This is a genomic window from Ruminococcus sp. AM31-15AC, assembly GCF_003462045.1.
Taxonomy (GTDB): domain Bacteria; phylum Bacillota; class Clostridia; order Oscillospirales; family Ruminococcaceae; genus Hominimerdicola; species Hominimerdicola aceti.
The window spans coordinates 22,999-39,414 of the sequence record NZ_QTYG01000007.1; the positions used below are offsets into that span (position 1 = coordinate 22,999).

The following is a 16,416-nucleotide window of genomic DNA, read 5'->3' on the forward strand; positions in this document are numbered from 1 at the left end:
TAAAAAGATTGGAGATCTAGATATAATGTCGGAAATAAAAAAGCCTGATATTTATAAAATGAATTTGCCTGCCGACCTGAAAAAGCTTTCCACTGCACAGTGTGAGGAGCTTTGCGGTGATATAAGGAAAATTCTTATAGATACGGTTTCAAAAAACGGCGGTCATCTTGCGTCAAATCTTGGTACTGTGGAGCTTACAATGGCTATCCACAGAGTTTTTGAATCACCTAAAGATAAAATCGTCTGGGACGTTGGTCATCAGGCATATACACATAAAATACTTACGGGTAGACTCAAAGAGTTTAAAACTCTCAGACAGGAAAACGGTATTTCGGGTTTTTGCAGACCTGACGAGTCAGTGCATGATGCTTTTATAAGTGGCCACAGCTCTACGTCTGTTTCTGCGGCGCTTGGGATCGCCACAGCAATGAAGCTGAGTGGTGATAAAACTCACCATGCTATAGCTGTAGTCGGTGACGGTGCTTCAACAGGTGGCGAGCTTTACGAGGGACTTAACAATGCAGGCAAAAGTGATACAAATATCATCGTTATCCTCAACTACAATGAAATGTCTATCTCAAAAAATGTTGGCGGAATGGCAAAATATCTTTCCTCCATGCGTACAAAAGAGAGCTATCAGCGCACAAAGGGCAGAGTAGAGAGAATGCTTGATAAGACGCCTGTTATAGGTAAACCTGTGAAAAATGCCGTTCGTAACTCCAAAAATGCGGTCAAGAACATGATACTTCACAGCACCATGTTTGAAGATCTTGGCTTTCACTATATTGGACCTATCGACGGACACAATCTTGAAGAACTTGAACAGGGACTTATGGCTGCAAAGGCAGTAAACAAGCCTGTTTTTGTTCATGTGAATACTATAAAAGGCAAGGGCTATGCTCCTGCAGAAGCTAACCCAGGAGAGTTTCACGGGGTCGGCTCCTTTGAGATAAAAACGGGCAATCCCGACGTCGTACTCTCTGACAGCTTTTCTTCTATAATGGGAAAAGAGCTTTGTGAAATGGGCGAAAAGAATAAGCGCCTTTGTGCAGTCACTGCGGCAATGAAATACGGCACGGGGCTTCAGTATTTTGCGAAGCGTTTTCCTGAACGCTTCTTTGATGTAGCATTGCCGAAGAACACGCAGTTACTTTCTGTGCTGGGCTTGCTTCTATGAACTATGTACCTGTTTTTGCAGTGTACTCATCTTTTTTGCAAAGGTCATACGACCAACTTATCCATGATATGGCTATAGGAGGCTGTCATGCAGTTATATGCGTTGACCGCGCAGGTATAGTCGGTGATGATGGTGAAACACATCAGGGAATTTTTGATGTTTCTTTTCTTACCTCTGTGCCAAATATGAGGATATACTCTCCGTCTAATTATGACGAACTCAGGCTGTGCCTGCATAAGGCTGTTGAGGACGACAGTGGCATTTGTGCTGTGAGATATCCAAGGGGCAGGGATCAATCGCTGTATGATACATCTGATCCTGTTTCAACTTACGTTTATCGTCATATAGAGGGCGCAAAGGTTCTGCTTGTTACATACGGCAGGCTTGCAAATGATCTTTTTACAGCTATAGAAATACTCAGAAATCGTGATATAAAGTGCGATATTATTAAGCTCGTGAATATTTTCCCTATAGACAATGAGGTGGTTGATATAATGTCAGCCTACGATGCTGTGCTGTTCTTTGAGGAAGCTTATTACTGTGGAAGTATTTCAGAGAAGTATGCTTCTATCTGCCAAATGTGGCACAGTTTGCCATTGACGGTTTCGTGAAGCACGGAAAATGTGATGTGCTACTTGACGAGCTTGGTTTTTCAGCAGAGAAAATGGCTGATACAGTTGAGGGCTTTTTGAAAGATGAGTGAAAGACTTGATGTGTATATAGTTACTAACTGCGGTGTGAAAAGCCGAGAACGTGCCAAGCAGCTTATAAAAAATGGATTTGTGTCGGTAAACGGCAAGGTCTGCGTCAAGCCTTCTATATTGGTTGATGAGAACGACGGGGTGAAATGTAGGCCTGACGATATGAAGTTTGTCGGCAGGGGCGGACTTAAGCTTGAACACGCCTGCGATGTTTTCGGACTTGACTTGACAGGTAAAGTTTGTGCAGATATCGGTGCTTCAACCGGGGGATTTACTCAGTGTATGCTTGAACATGGCGCAGAATTTGTCTATGCGGTGGACGTGGGTCACGGACAGCTTGATGAAAGTTTGTGCAATGACAGTAGGGTGAAAAACTGTGAGGGCGTGAATGCACGATATCTGACAGCGGATTTTTTTGACAGACCTGTGCAGTTCATAAGTGGTGACCTTTCGTTTATTTCTCTAAAACTTGTTATAAAATCCCTTTGCGATTGTCTTTGCGATGGCGGCGAAATGGTTCTTCTTATAAAACCTCAGTTTGAGGCTGGCAAGCAGGCTCTCAATAAAAAGGGTATCGTCAAAGATCGTAAAGACCATGTGAGAGTGATAACCGAGCTTCTTGGCTGTTTTCGAGCAGAGGGGCTTGCGGCTGAAAAGATAACAATTTCACCTGTTAAGGGCGGCGACGGCAATCTTGAATATCTTATTCTACTTAAAAACGCTGACATGACGGCTGACAAGCTTGGTCAGCTCAATATAAAAGAATTTGTGAACGAAGCTTTTGATAGCTTCAAAGACTAAACGCAAGAGTGGTAATATTATGAAAATTTATCTTTATCCAAATCTTGATAAAACTCATTGCTTTGAGTATACGACCGCAACATATGAAAGGCTGCGCAAAAATGGTGCAAAACTTTTTATGGATACATGCTATAAGCACGTTTTCGGAAAGCTCGATATCACTTTCTGTAGCGAAGACGAGTGTGTAAAGCAGTGTGATATGATTATTGCAATCGGTGGTGACGGAACGATACTTAAATGCTCTCTTAAGGGCTGTGAGTTTGAGAAGCCTATACTTGGCATAAACTGTGGCAGACTCGGTTTTATGGCCTCTCTTGAACATTCACAGCTTGAATTGCTGGACAAGCTTTTTTCTGGAGAATATACCCTCAGCCGCCGAATGATGTTAAATGTAAATGTCGAATGTGGCAGTGAAAATAAGTCATATACTGCGCTTAATGATGTCGCAGTAACAAAAGCTGACGATTGTAAGATAGCCGATTTTGAGGTGTCAAAAAACGGCAGACTTATTTCTTCACTTCGTGCAGACGGCGTTATACTTTCTACAGCCACAGGCTCAACAGCCTATTCAATGTCAGCAGGCGGACCTATAATCGAACCTGAAATGAAGTGTATAGAGTTCACACAGATATGTGCTCACTCGCTTTTTGCAAGATCTATGATACTTTCAGAGGACAGCGTTATGAAAGTCAAGTGTCACACTAACAGTGGCTCTCACGCAATCGTCAGCGTTGACGGTAATAATGTTTTCAGACTTTCGGCAGAGGACACTGTGATAGTATCAAAGTCAAAGTATTTTGTTGAAATCATAGATATAAGCGGCGGCAGCTTCTTCTCGTCAATAAACAAAAAGCTTATGCAGCCGTTGAAGGAATCAGCGGAGGACGGCATATGAAAAATCAGCGTCAGAATTTGATAATGCAGATTGTCAAAGACGAAAATATCGGCACTCAGGAGGAACTTCGTGAAGCGCTTAAAAGGCATGGTATGAAAGTCACTCAGGCAACAGTTTCAAGGGATATAAAGGAGCTTTCCCTTGTAAAGACCATTGGTTCAGACGGCAATTATAAATACAGCCTGCCTGCACTCAAAAAAGATATTGCAGAGCAAAGCAACGGCATTTTTGGCATAATTTCAGATGCAGTTGTGTCGGTGGATCATGCGCTTAACACTGTAGTTGTGAAATGTCATACGGGCATGGCACAAGCAGTGTGTGCAAAGCTTGACAAGCTTGGGCTTGACAATGTTGTGGGAACGCTTGCAGGTGACGACACGATATTCATACTTATGCGGACAGAAAAGGATGCGTCCCATATGGCAGAGGAACTGAGATCCTCTATTATTTCTTAAACAGCAGAGGAATGATCTAAAATGTTAAGTGAACTTTATATTGAAAATCTTGCCGTGATAGAAAAGGCAACTATAGATTTTTCTGATAAGCTTAATGTTTTCACAGGCGAAACGGGAGCAGGTAAGTCTATACTTATAAATGGAATAAATGCTATCCTCGGTCAGCGTGTCACTAAGGATATTGTGAGAACAGGCACGGACAAGGCTGTTATTTCAGCGTTGTTTACTGACATTGGCGACAATGTTTTGCAGGTACTAGACGAACTTGGCATAAGTGCAGAAGACGGACAGCTTTTCCTTACCCGTGAGATACGTTCAGATGGTGGAAGCGTTGCAAGAGTCAACTCGAGAGCGGTGAACGTTTCCGTACTTAAAGCTATCGGAGAAACGCTTGTAACTATCCATGGACAGCACGACAATCAGATACTCATGGCTCCTGAACGTCATATAGAGATACTTGACAGCTATGCCGAATCGGAAGCTCTTATAGAAGATTATCACAGCTCTTTCAGAGAGCTTCAAAGCATTGCAAAGAAGATAAACAAGATAAAAACTGAGCAAAGCAAAAAAGAGTTTCGCATGGCTGAGCTTGCTGATATTGTCGAGGAGATAAATGCGCTAAACATTCATGAAGGCGAGGATAAAGAGATAGAAGCAGAGCTTAACATCTCTAAAAATGCTGTTGCAATCTCTGAGGCTCTTTATATGGCAAAACAACTTCTTTCGGGCGATGATGACACAGATGGTGCAGTGGAGATGACGCAGAGAGCTTCAAAATCGGTTGAGGAATATACCGATATAATGACTGAGATATCGCCTATATACGATAGACTTAGTTCTGCGGCTATTGAAATGGAGGATATTTCCGAGGAGATAGGCTCACTTCTTGACAGCCTCGATATCGACCCGAAACGTTATGATTACCTTAATCAGCGTTCTGATGAACTCAGGCGTATCATGAAGAAATATGGACCTGAACTTGATGATGTACTGACTACTCTTGAAAATTCACAGAATGAGCTTGATGAACTGAGCGGAGCAGAGCAGAGCTTAGACGAGCTTAATAAAGAAAAGGAAAGACTTCTTGCGGAGGTATCAAAGAAAGCCAAAGCACTTTCAGACCATAGAAAAAAAGCAGGAGAGCGGTTTGTTTCTCAGGTAACAGAGGAGCTTGAATTTCTCAATATGCCAAAGGTCAAGCTGGTGGTTCAGCAGAAAACAGGCAAGCTCACCATAAATGGCATGGATAGCATAGAGTTTCTTATTTCTGCAAACCTTGGCGAAGAGCCAAAGCCTATTGCGAAGATCGCTTCAGGCGGTGAGCTTTCAAGAATAATGCTTGCACTGAAAAACGTAATAGCAGAAAAGGACAGTATCGGCACGCTGATATTTGACGAGATAGACACAGGGGTAAGCGGCAGAGCGGCTCAGAAGATAGGTATAAAGCTGAAACAGATATCTCGCCTTAGGCAAGTTCTTTGCGTGACCCACCTTGCCCAAATGGCTGTTATGGCGGATAATCATTTGCTTATTGAGAAAAATATACAGGGTGACAGGACAGTTACAACTGTTAGAACTCTCGATCATGAGCAGAGAAAGTATGAGATAGCAAGGATAATGGGCGGTGAAAATATCACAGAGCTTATGCTTGAAAATGCTGAACAGTATCTTAAAGACGCTGACAATATGTAACACAAAGTCCCTGATGATTGCGGGGACTTTTTTTGTGAACGTACATTTATTATTTATTGTTGTAAAATTCATAGTAATGTGGTATAATAACAATCGGTAGGTGATTATTTGAAACTTGAACATATAAACGTCAAAGAAGCTGTGAGATATATGGGAATGGGCAATAACAAGCCAGACGAACGCACGGCTTTGTTGATAGATGAATGTGAAAAAGAGCTTTTGAAAGTCATTGAGCCTAAATTTGTGTACAGAGTGTTTGATGTCGCTCATAAAGAGAACGGTGTTGAGGTCATCGGTACTCCGTTGTTTCTTGGCGGCAACGATATATGCAGACACCTTGAGGGGTGCAGTAAATGCGTGCTTTTTGCAGCGACTATTTCTTCGGGCGTTGATAGAAAGCTTCGTGCTTATGAAGCAGAGGATATGGCTAAAGCTATGATAGCGGATTGCCTTGCAAGTGCTGCTGTGGAGCAGGTATGCGATATAGTTGACAACACTGTGAAAGAAAAGCTCAGCGGATATAATCAGACATGGAGGTTTTCTCCTGGTTATGGCGATCTGCCTATCAGCGTGCAGAGAGTTTTTCTTGACGTACTCAATGCGCAGAAATTTATCGGGCTTAATGCAACTGAAAATAATATACTGACGCCGAGGAAGTCTGTTACGGCGATAATCGGATTGTCAGAAAATGAAATATCAAAGGGCAGACGTGGTTGTGCCTGCTGTAATATGAGGGAAGTCTGTCAATTCAGAAAAAGAGGAGATCATTGTGGATTTTAGAACATTACTTAAAACAAAAGAATTTGTCATACTTGACGGAGCAATGGGTACGATGCTTCAGGCAAAGGGACTTGAAATGGGTGGCACTCCTGAAGCTCTTAACATAGACAAGCCTGATTGGCTGGTGGACATACACCGCCAGTATATAAACGCAGGCTCAGACATTGTTTACGCCAACACTTTCGGTGCAAACAGACACAAGCTTGAAAAGTGCGGATATACTGTTCAGCAGGCTATCCCTGCGGCTATAAAAAATGCTAGAAAAGCCTGTGAGGGTACTGATACCCTTGTTGCTCTTGATATCGGACCTATCGGACAGCTTTTAGAGCCAACAGGAACGCTCACTTTTGAAGAAGCTTACGATATTTATAAGGAGCAGATACTTGCAGGAGCTGACGCAGATCTTATCGTTTTTGAAACAATGACAGATCTCTATGAACTTAAAGCGGCTGTTCTTGCGGCAAAGGAAAACAGTGATCTTCCTATAGTCTGCACAATGACTTTTGAGGAAAATATGCGTACATTTACGGGCGTTGCCATAAGCTCCATGGCTTTGACTTTGGAGGGTCTGGGCGTTGACGCAATCGGTGTGAACTGCTCATTAGGACCAAAGGAGCTTTATCCTGTTGTGGAGGAGCTTTGCAAGTGGTCAAATCTCCCTGTTGTAGTAAAGCCTAATGCAGGACTTCCTGACCCTGTTACAAATGAATATAACTGTTCACCTGATGATTTTGCGGAGTTTGCAGAAAAGCTTATCCCATTGGGAGTTAAGGTGCTTGGAGGTTGCTGCGGAACTAACCCTGAGTATATCAAAAAGCTTGCTGAAATGCTCAAAGGCAAGAAGCACGTCAGCGTGCATAATGATATCCCTGCCGCTTGCTGTTCACCGACACATACTGTAGTTATTGACCAGCCAAGAATAATCGGTGAGCGTATCAATCCTACTGGCAAGAAGCGTTTTAAAGAAGCACTGCTTGCAAACGATATTGACTATATCCTTGGTCAGGCTATCGAGCAGATACACGCAGGTGCGGATATTCTTGATGTAAATGTTGGTCTGCCGGGAATTGACGAAAAGAGTATGATGGTCAAGGCTGTAAAGGCTTTGCAGGGCGTTGTCGATGTGCCTTTGCAGGTGGATTCAACTATACCTGAGGTGCTTGAAGCGGCTCTGAGGGCTTATAATGGCAAGCCTATCGTCAATTCTGTAAACGCTGAGGACAGCTCCATTGAAAATGTTCTTCCTCTTGTAAAGAAATACGGTGCGGCTGTGGTAGGTCTTACTCTTGATGAAAACGGCATACCAAAGAGTGCTGACAAGAGATTTGAGCTTGCTAAAAAGATACTTGACAAGGCGCTTGAATACGGTATTAGAAAAGAAGATGTGTATATAGATTGTCTTACTCTTACCGCTTCTGCGGAGCAGGAAAATGTTATGCAGACAGTAAATGCAGTGGAACGAGTAAAGAACGAGCTTGGACTTAAAACAGTTCTCGGTGTATCGAATATCAGCTTTGGTCTGCCTAGCAGAGAGATAGTTAATCACAACTTTCTTATGATGGCGCTCACAAAGGGTCTTGACCTGCCGATAATGAATCCTAATATTGATTCTATGACGGCAACTGTTCGTGCCTACAAGCTTCTGACAAACATTGATAAAAACTCTGTTGACTTTATTTCTCACTACGGTGGCGAGAAAAAAACTGCTCCTGCCGCAACAGGCGCAAAAGCTGAGTTAGACTTGCCGTATGCTATCGAAAATGGTTTGAAGAAAGAAGCAGCTGACCTTACTGCAAAGCTTTTGCAGGAAACAGAAGCCATGAACATTGTCAACGATATGCTTATCCCAGCACTTGATAAGGCCGGTGCAGAATTTGAAAAGGGAAAGCTTTTCCTGCCGCAGCTTATCCAGACAGCTGGCACTGCACAGGCTTGCTTTGAGGTAATAAAAAATTACATTCTGTCAACGGGTGAAAAAAGCGTTTCTAAGGGCAAGATAATCCTTGCAACAGTAAAGGGCGATATCCACGATATCGGCAAGAACATTGTAAAGGTACTTCTTGAAAACTATGGTTATGACGTTATTGACCTTGGCAAGGACGTTGACTATCAGACAGTAGTTGATTGTGCAATAGAAAATGACGTACATCTTATCGGTCTTTCTGCGCTTATGACAACAACTCTTGTGAGCATGGAAAATACAGTTAAGCTTCTTCGTGAAAACAATGTTGACTGCAAGATAATAGTAGGCGGTGCGGTTGTAACGGCCGATTATGCAGAGCAGATAGGCGCTGACTATTATGCAAAAGACGCAAAAGAGTCGGTAGATATCGCAAGAAAATTTTTCGGAAACTGAATAAAATAACTATGGCCTCCCATAATCTGAACAACAGATATTTATGGGAGGCCATTTTTAATGAAAAAGTTTGTTACAGCTATCATCATTTCATTTGTCGTTACAGTAAGCTCTGCAGGCATCAAAGCCGCTGCTTTTTCCTCATCAAACCTTGGGGCAGCATTCGTTTTGAGCAATGTTATGTCAGATGAAAAAAACGATAAAAATGGCAGCGGTATAACTGTCATAGACGGCAATAGGGAAGATATAAAGTTTACTTTTAAAATAGCCGAGATAATTAAAAGTTTTTTTAGCTAAGTGTACATTTATTTGTACTTGTATCAAAGGTACGATTGACTTTTGAGCCTTGCCGTGTTATTATATAAATATAAATCATAACGGAGGCTCATTCAATGGTAACAGTTATAAGCGGTGGCTCTCACAGTGGACGTGACAAAGTTTTCATAGATAAGATCAAGTCTGCTGTAAAAAACGGCGAGCAGGTCATGGTCATAATACCAGATCAGTTTTCTTTTGAATATGATAAAAAACTGTATGAACACCTTGGTGCGGCAGATTTCAACGTCATACAGACTGCAGGCTTTAACCGTATCGCTGAGTTCACAGAGAAGCTTTATGGCGGTAGGGTAAAAGAAAATGCTGATGATAACGTCCGCACTATCCTTATGTATAAGGCAGTCAGACGTCTTAAACAGACCAAGGATATCCGCTTTTATAAAAAGAGTCTTGAAAAGGGCAGTTTCTTAGCCGAACTTAACGAACTTGTGAGCCAGTTTCGTGAAAGCGGAATAACACCGCAGGATCTAGCTCTTGCTGCTGAGAAGCAGAGCGGCTCTCTTGCCATGAAACTTTTTGATATCTCAAGGCTTTATGATTTTTACATGGATGAGCTTGAAAAGGCAGGAATGCAGGATACACTGTCTGCAATGGCAAGAAGTGTGGATCAGGTGAAGGAAAACGGATATTTCCGTGGAATGACAGTTTTTGTTGACGCTTTCAACGATTTCTCTTTTGATGAACTTAAAATGCTTGACGCTTGTATCGCACAGTGCAAGAGTATAACGTTCTCTCTATGTATCGACAATGAAAGCATTAGAAGATATGCAAATCACCCTTTTGCTGATACTCTTAAAACGTTGCAGCAGATAACAGATATTTCCGCTGATCATAATTACAAGGTCAACACGGTAGAGTGTCGTAACAGCTCATTTAGAGTCCCTGAACTTGAATATGTTAGCAAAGAGATTTACAACACCTGCAAAAAGCCATACGTCGGAAAGTGCGAAAATGTCTCTGTTATATCAGCAACGGATATTTACGAAGAAAGTGAATTTGTCAGCGGAAAGATATGGGAGCTTGTTAGAGAAAAAGGCTATAAATTCAGTGACATAGCTTTGCTTGCAAGAAACCTTAAAGATTGTGCTTCCGTTTTTGAGGGTACGTTTGACAGATATGAGATACCATATTTTTCAGACTGCAGTGACAGTGTTTCTTCATCATCTCTGGTGAGGTATATGAACTCGCTTTTCAAGTGCTTGCTTTCAAGAAAGTATTCCACGGACAATATTTTGAAATACATAAAATCGCCGCTTTTTCCAATGCTGAATATCGAGATATCAAATCTGGAAGACTATTGCATACGCTGGAGCGTTGATGGTGATATGTGGCTCAGTGATTTTACTGTTGCAGGTGATCTCAGCGAAAAACAGCTTGAAAAAATAAACTGCTCAAGACGAAAGATAATCGAGCCTTTTGAAGCATTTAAAAGCAAACTTGTTAAAGACATTACAGCAGGGGAACTGTGCCGTGGGCTTTATGATCTTCTTGGCAGCATTGAGCTTTCTCAGCAGACCTTTTCTGTAGTAAAAAAGGCAGGAACTTCGGATAACGAAACTCAGCTTGAAATGGCAAGAGGATTGAAACAACTTTGGAACTCTGTTCTTTCGGCTATCAAATCCGTCTATGACTGCATGAATGACGAAGTTATCTCCCTCAGACAGTTTTATGAGCTTTTCAAGCTCATGCTTTCGCAAATGAGTGTTTCACGTCCTCCGCAGAAACTAGACTGCGTAAGGATATGCGACCCGAGCCATTCAAGGCTTGAGGGCGTAAAGGCTGTCTTTCTTGTTGAGGTGAACGACGGCATATTTCCTGCGTCTTTAAGCTCTGGTGGACTTATTACAGAAAATGAAAAAATGATATTAGAGGGAAGCGATATTCATATCTCACACAGCGCAAGAAAATCTTTTCAGACAGAGAAGCTTGTGTGCTACAACGCTTTTACCCTTGCAGACGAAAAGCTCTATGTGCTTTATTCAGAATCTGACCTTGTAGGAGAAGCTCACCACCCCTCTGCGCTTGTTTCCGAGCTTAACGGAATGTTCGGCAAAATCAATACCAAAGCTCAGGACATGGGGCTTGATTTTTACTGCACTTCTTTCAGGACAGCTTACTATAAATATATGGAACATTCCCGTGATAAAAACGCTACAATTTCTGCGATTAGGTCTGTGTTGGGGTTATCGCAGGAATATGCCGAGAAACTTATGCGAACAAAGAATCTTCATGAAAACGGTGACTATAAGCTTGAAGAAAAGACCGCAGAAAAGCTTTTTATGTCAGAACAGCCTGCAAAGGTCTCGCCTACTCAGCTTGATACATATTATAAATGCCCGTTCAATTATTTCTGCAAGTATGGTCTTGGTCTTAAAACTGTCAGAAAGGCAGATATCGACGGGCTTAACAGGGGACTTATCATTCATCAGCTTCTTGAAAAGATAATGCGTAAAGATGATGACGGCACAGGCTTTGACAAGGCTTTCCTTACTCTCTCAGATGATGAGATAAAAGAGTATATCCACAAAAACGTTACCGAATATATAAAGGAAAGCCTTGGTGGAATGTTCGGAAAATCTCCGTCATTTGTATTTTTACAGGGGCGTATGGAAAGCAATATCCTGCATATCATTCGTTTTATGCAGAATGAGCTTCTTCACTCAAAATTCAGACCTGCGCTTTTGGAATACAAAATAGACAAGTCCGAAGGAGAAGACAGACTTATCATAGACGTAAACGGCAGAGATAAGATAATCCTTACGGGAATTATCGACAGAGTTGACGTTTTCGAGGACGAGAACGGTGAAAAATATGTGAGGATAATCGATTATAAAACAGGCTCTATTGACCTTAAATATTCAATGCTCTACAATGGCCTTAATTTGCAGATGTTCGTGTATCTTACCGCTTTACTTGAAACCAAAAATCCGGTGAATATAGACGGTGGATTGAAGCAGGCTGGTATCGTATACTATACGCTAGGAAACAAGCCTAAAACATACGAGCAGACAGCCGACGCTGACGTAGAAGAAGCCGAGAGCAGATCACGGCTAAACGCTTTCAAGCCTATAGGAAAAGTCGTTGATATAAAGGCCGTCACTGAAGCTTTCAGCTCAGAAGAAAATTATGCCTATGCGCCTTTTAAATATTCTAAAATCAACGGCATTTCAGGCACTGTTCCAGACGGCTTTTTTACAAAGCTCAGAGAATTTGCTATAGGCAAAGTGGCGCAGTTTGGTGAACAGCTTTGTCAGGGAAACATTCAGGCAAGACCTGTGGCGGAAGCCTGCAAGCACTGTGATTTTCACGATATCTGCGGCAGGGTAAACCAAGAGGACATTACAGACGTGAAAGACAGCGTTTATGAAGAAAAACTTATGGAAGAACTAACTGACAGAAAGGAGAAAAAATAATTGGCTGATACAAAATGGACCAAAGAGCAGGAAAGAGCCATTAGTGACCGTGGCAAGGGAATTATAGTTTCAGCGGCGGCAGGAAGCGGCAAAACCACAGTGCTTATAGAACGAATGATACAACTCCTTTCTGATGAAAAAAATAAAATACCTGCCGACAGACTTCTTGCAGTAACATTCACAAAAGAAGCCGCTTCAAGCATGAAAGAAAAACTCAGCCGTGCTTTTGACGAACAGCTTCGCCGTGACCCTGAAAATAAGTGGCTGCTTAGTCAGCAAAATCTTATCCAGCTTGCGAGGATATCTACAATAAATTCTTTCTGTCTTGACCTTGTGAAAAGTAATCTACACGAATTTGATTTTCAGGGAGGTCTTGATATACTTGATGACAGTGTGCAAAATCTTATTTTGCAGGAAGCTATCACGCAGGCTTATGAAAAGCTTTGTGAAGAAGATTATGAAAGCTACAAACTGCTGAAAAACGCTTTTGCGGATAAAACTCTCAATGAAATCACCGACAATCTTTATAAATTCATGCGTTCGCTGCCGTTTCCTGAGCGTTGGATAGCGGAGGTACATAAAAACTTTACTGATGATAAGATTTTTGACAGCTTTATAAAAGATAATATATGTGTAGCTCAAACAAAGCTGAAAGAAGCATTTTCAATGTATGAAGTTTTTGAAGAATATGCCTGCCGTAAAGAGATAGAGGGCATACCTTTTATAAAACATATCAAAATGAATGAAACTGCCGACAGTGACAGAGAACTTCTTCATAGGTTAAGAAAGCTTCTTGAAAGCGGTGATATAGATACTATTGCTAAGTCAGATTGGAAATTCAGCACCATAAAAAGATTTCCCACGAACAAGGCTTTCAATGCATCACTTGACGATGATATTCGCATTAGGTTCAAGGACAATTATGCCTTCTGTGCATCATACAGAAACAAATATAAAGATATCGTAGCTAAAATTACCGATATGTTCAATAATACCAAACTAATCATGAAGGAAAATATGCTTGAATCTGACAGAATATTTACTGTTCTGTGCAGGGTATGCGAAGAAATAGACAAGATCTCACAAGAAATGAAGCTTGAACGAAATGGCGTTACTTTTTCTGACGTTGAGATAATGGCGAGAGAATTGCTTGTAAAAGATACCGAGAATGGACCTGTTCGCACGGAGCTTTGCGAGGAAATTCGCAGAAACAAGCTATATGAGCTTATTTTCATAGACGAGTTTCAGGACGTGAATAATCTTCAGGAGCTTGTTTTCCGCTCGCTTTCTGATTCTGATAACTTGGATATCATGGGCAAAAATGTTTTTGTGGTTGGCGATATAAAGCAGGCCATATATCGTTTCAGACTCTCAAATCCTGAACTTTTCAGCAAAACGAGAAATGACGCTTCCGCACCTGAAAACAGCGAACAGCTCGAGGCTATCTTGCTAAGCAAGAATTTCAGAAGTCGTGAGTCTGTGGTCGATTTTGTAAATTTTCTGTTCCACTATCTTATGACACAGCACACAGGTCAGGTGGATTATGATAGAAATGAAGAACTTCGATACGGTGAACTTTATGATGAAAATAACAAGCCTACAGAAATAATGCTCATACCTTTTGATAAGGACTACAAAAAGACAAATGGCTATTCTGTGGAGAACAAAGTGATAGCGCAAAAGATAAAGCACATGCTTGAAAACGGTGATGAAGTCAAAGATCATGGTTCTATAAGACCATGCCGTGCAGGAGATTTTTGTATACTTGTTCAAAAGAATGATGAAATTACCCTTATGGCAAAAGCCCTTGAAGAAGTAGGTCTGAAAGCATATTCTGAGGATACAAACGGATACATAAAGTCAAGAGAGATAACACTTGTGCTGAATATGCTCAGGGTAATTGACAATCCTATGAACGATATTGCAATGACAGCTATCATGATGTCGCCTATCATGGGATTTACACCTGATGAAATGGCGGCAGTAACAGAAAAGTCAAAGAAGCCTAACAGCAAACTGAAAGACCATATCTATCAGGTGGTAGCGGCGTCAGCTTCTGCTGAGGACAGCCACGAAAAGGAAGCTACTCATATAAGCTTTAATAATAAAACATTACAGGATAAGTGCATAGAGCTTAATAAGCTTATTAATTCCCTGCGTTATCTTTCAATGAGCATGGGTCTTGAACGGCTCATAAGAAAAATATACGACATGACCGACCTTATGGGGATCGTTTCGCTGTATCTTGATTCTGATAAAAAGCGAGCAAACCTTCGTCTGCTTCTTGAATATGCTTCATCCTATGAGCAAAATAGTCAGGAGGGCGTAACTGGTTTTCTAAGATATATCGACTCTGTGTCCTCAAATGAAAAAGCCTTTAAGCAGGCAATGACAGTAACAGAGGGCTCAGATTCCGTTTACATAAAGACCTACCATGCTTCAAAAGGTCTTGAATATCCATTTGTATTTTTATGTCAGCTTGACATACCGCTTATAAAGAAAGACAAAGGTTACTGTTCACATAACAAGCTGGGCTTTGCTTTCAGTTTTATGGATAACAGTAAACTTATGAGAAAAACTTCACTTTACTATGATAAGCTTTCAAAGGAATCAAAAGCAGAGGAAAAAAGTGAAAAACTCCGCCTGCTTTATGTTGGATGTACAAGAGCAAAAGAAAGACTTTTTGTAAGCTATGCACCGATTATTTACAACAATACCACATATGATAAAGTTATCGAAAGAAAAGCAGGAATAGTTGACAGGCTTAGGAACATATACTCAAGGCAGGGAGATTCTCTTGAAAATGTTGTGGCGGACGCTGAAACGATGCTGGACTGGATAACAATGGCGCTCGCACTTCACTCCACGGGTGATCAACTCACATCTTGGCTTGGCACTGATAACATAGCTGTCAACGGTGACGGATATCCTGAGCCTGAGATAATATATAATGAATACGGCATTGGAAATACAGAGCAGATACAGGAAGAAGATACCACCGCTAGTGTAATAGAAGCGGATAGAGCAATGTTAAAAAAGCTTCTTGACAAATTTTCATTTGAGTATGACTGGTCAGGTGTATCAACACCAGCAAAGCTTACTGTTACGGAGATAACTGCGGCTGAAAAAGAGAAGCAGACAGAGAAAACCGAACCTGAGTTTTATCCTAGTCTTCCACGGCTTGATGATGAGTTTGATAAACTATCAGCAGCGGAAAAGGGAACTTTTACCCACAAATTTATGGAGTTATCGGACTATGATAAGGCACGTGAAAGCGTAAAAATAGAGCTTGAACGTCTTGTGAATCAGGGGTACTTCAGCCAGAAAGAAGCTGACGGAGTTTATGTTGAAGCACTTGAAGCATTCTTTAAATCTGACTTTTATGAGCGTGTGAAAAATTCTGATAAGGTAATGCGTGAAAAGAAGTTCCTTGTTTCAATGAGCGACCTTGACTTAAGTGAAAATCTCACTGAATATAATGGAAGCAACAGTATGCTTCAAGGTATCGCCGATTGTATCTTCCACGAGCCTGACGGATATGTTATCGTTGATTATAAAACCGACAGATTCAAGGATATGTCACAGCTCATGGGCTATAAAACACAGCTTGCACTGTATAAAGCGGCGTTTGAGATGATACTTGGCGAAAAGATAAAAAGCTGTTATATTTATTCATTTTGGCTGCGAAAAGGGGTTGAAATCAAGCTCTGAATGTGATATAATAACGTGTAGAGAACTTTGAAAATATTTTTTTGAAATAATTTGAGAAAAGGTATTGACAAGTCGAGAAAAGTGTAGTATAATATCATG

11 protein-coding genes are annotated in these 16,416 nt (G+C 41.2%); all 11 read left to right on the plus strand.

The window, feature by feature from the left end; translation table 11 throughout:
• The first annotated feature begins 25 nt into the window (after positions 1-25).
• The 11 genes from DW793_RS15060 (at position 26) to DW793_RS03370 (ending at position 16,317) form a co-directional block, all read left to right on the plus strand.
• A complete protein-coding gene (locus DW793_RS15060; protein WP_252969634.1) occupies positions 26-1,177 on the plus strand; it encodes a 1-deoxy-D-xylulose-5-phosphate synthase N-terminal domain-containing protein in 1,152 nt (383 codons plus the stop codon).
• Complete coding sequence (locus DW793_RS15065) at positions 1,174-1,788, plus strand: transketolase C-terminal domain-containing protein (protein ID WP_252969635.1); 615 nt, start codon at positions 1,174-1,176, stop codon at positions 1,786-1,788. The genes DW793_RS15060 and DW793_RS15065 overlap by 4 nt, the downstream gene beginning before the upstream one ends.
• An 84-nt stretch (positions 1,789-1,872) precedes the next feature.
• Positions 1,873-2,679 carry a TlyA family RNA methyltransferase gene (locus tag DW793_RS03330; protein ID WP_117857300.1) on the plus strand — a complete coding sequence of 269 codons (807 nt, stop codon included), beginning with the start codon at positions 1,873-1,875 and terminating at the stop codon, positions 2,677-2,679.
• Positions 2,680-2,698: 19 nt separating this feature from the next.
• Positions 2,699-3,574 (plus strand): NAD(+)/NADH kinase, encoded by an 876-nt coding sequence (locus DW793_RS03335; RefSeq protein ID WP_118157064.1) that lies wholly within the window; start codon positions 2,699-2,701, stop codon positions 3,572-3,574.
• Positions 3,571-4,029 carry an arginine repressor gene (gene argR, locus DW793_RS03340; protein WP_118157065.1) on the plus strand — a complete coding sequence of 153 codons (459 nt, stop codon included), beginning with the start codon at positions 3,571-3,573 and terminating at the stop codon, positions 4,027-4,029. The genes DW793_RS03335 and argR overlap by 4 nt, the downstream gene beginning before the upstream one ends.
• Before the next feature lie 21 nt (positions 4,030-4,050).
• Positions 4,051-5,721: a DNA repair protein RecN gene (recN, locus tag DW793_RS03345; protein WP_117897271.1), complete on the plus strand. Its 1,671-nt coding sequence runs from the start codon at positions 4,051-4,053 to the stop codon at positions 5,719-5,721.
• Between the two features lie 108 nt (positions 5,722-5,829).
• A complete protein-coding gene (locus tag DW793_RS03350) occupies positions 5,830-6,501 on the plus strand; it encodes a vitamin B12 dependent-methionine synthase activation domain-containing protein (protein WP_046439282.1) in 672 nt (223 codons plus the stop codon).
• Positions 6,491-8,857, plus strand: coding sequence for a homocysteine S-methyltransferase family protein (locus tag DW793_RS03355; protein WP_118157066.1), 2,367 nt, complete (start codon positions 6,491-6,493; stop codon positions 8,855-8,857). Before DW793_RS03350 ends, DW793_RS03355 begins: the two co-directional genes overlap by 11 nt.
• Positions 8,858-8,917: 60 nt before the next feature.
• A complete protein-coding gene (locus DW793_RS03360; protein ID WP_118157067.1) occupies positions 8,918-9,154 on the plus strand; it encodes a hypothetical protein in 237 nt (78 codons plus the stop codon).
• A gap of 95 nt (positions 9,155-9,249) precedes the next feature.
• A complete protein-coding gene (locus DW793_RS03365; RefSeq protein ID WP_118157068.1) occupies positions 9,250-12,606 on the plus strand; it encodes a PD-(D/E)XK nuclease family protein in 3,357 nt (1,118 codons plus the stop codon).
• Positions 12,607-16,317 (plus strand): UvrD-helicase domain-containing protein, encoded by a 3,711-nt coding sequence (locus tag DW793_RS03370; RefSeq protein WP_118157069.1) that lies wholly within the window; start codon positions 12,607-12,609, stop codon positions 16,315-16,317. It abuts the gene before it with no gap.
• The last annotated feature ends 99 nt before the right edge of the window (positions 16,318-16,416 follow it).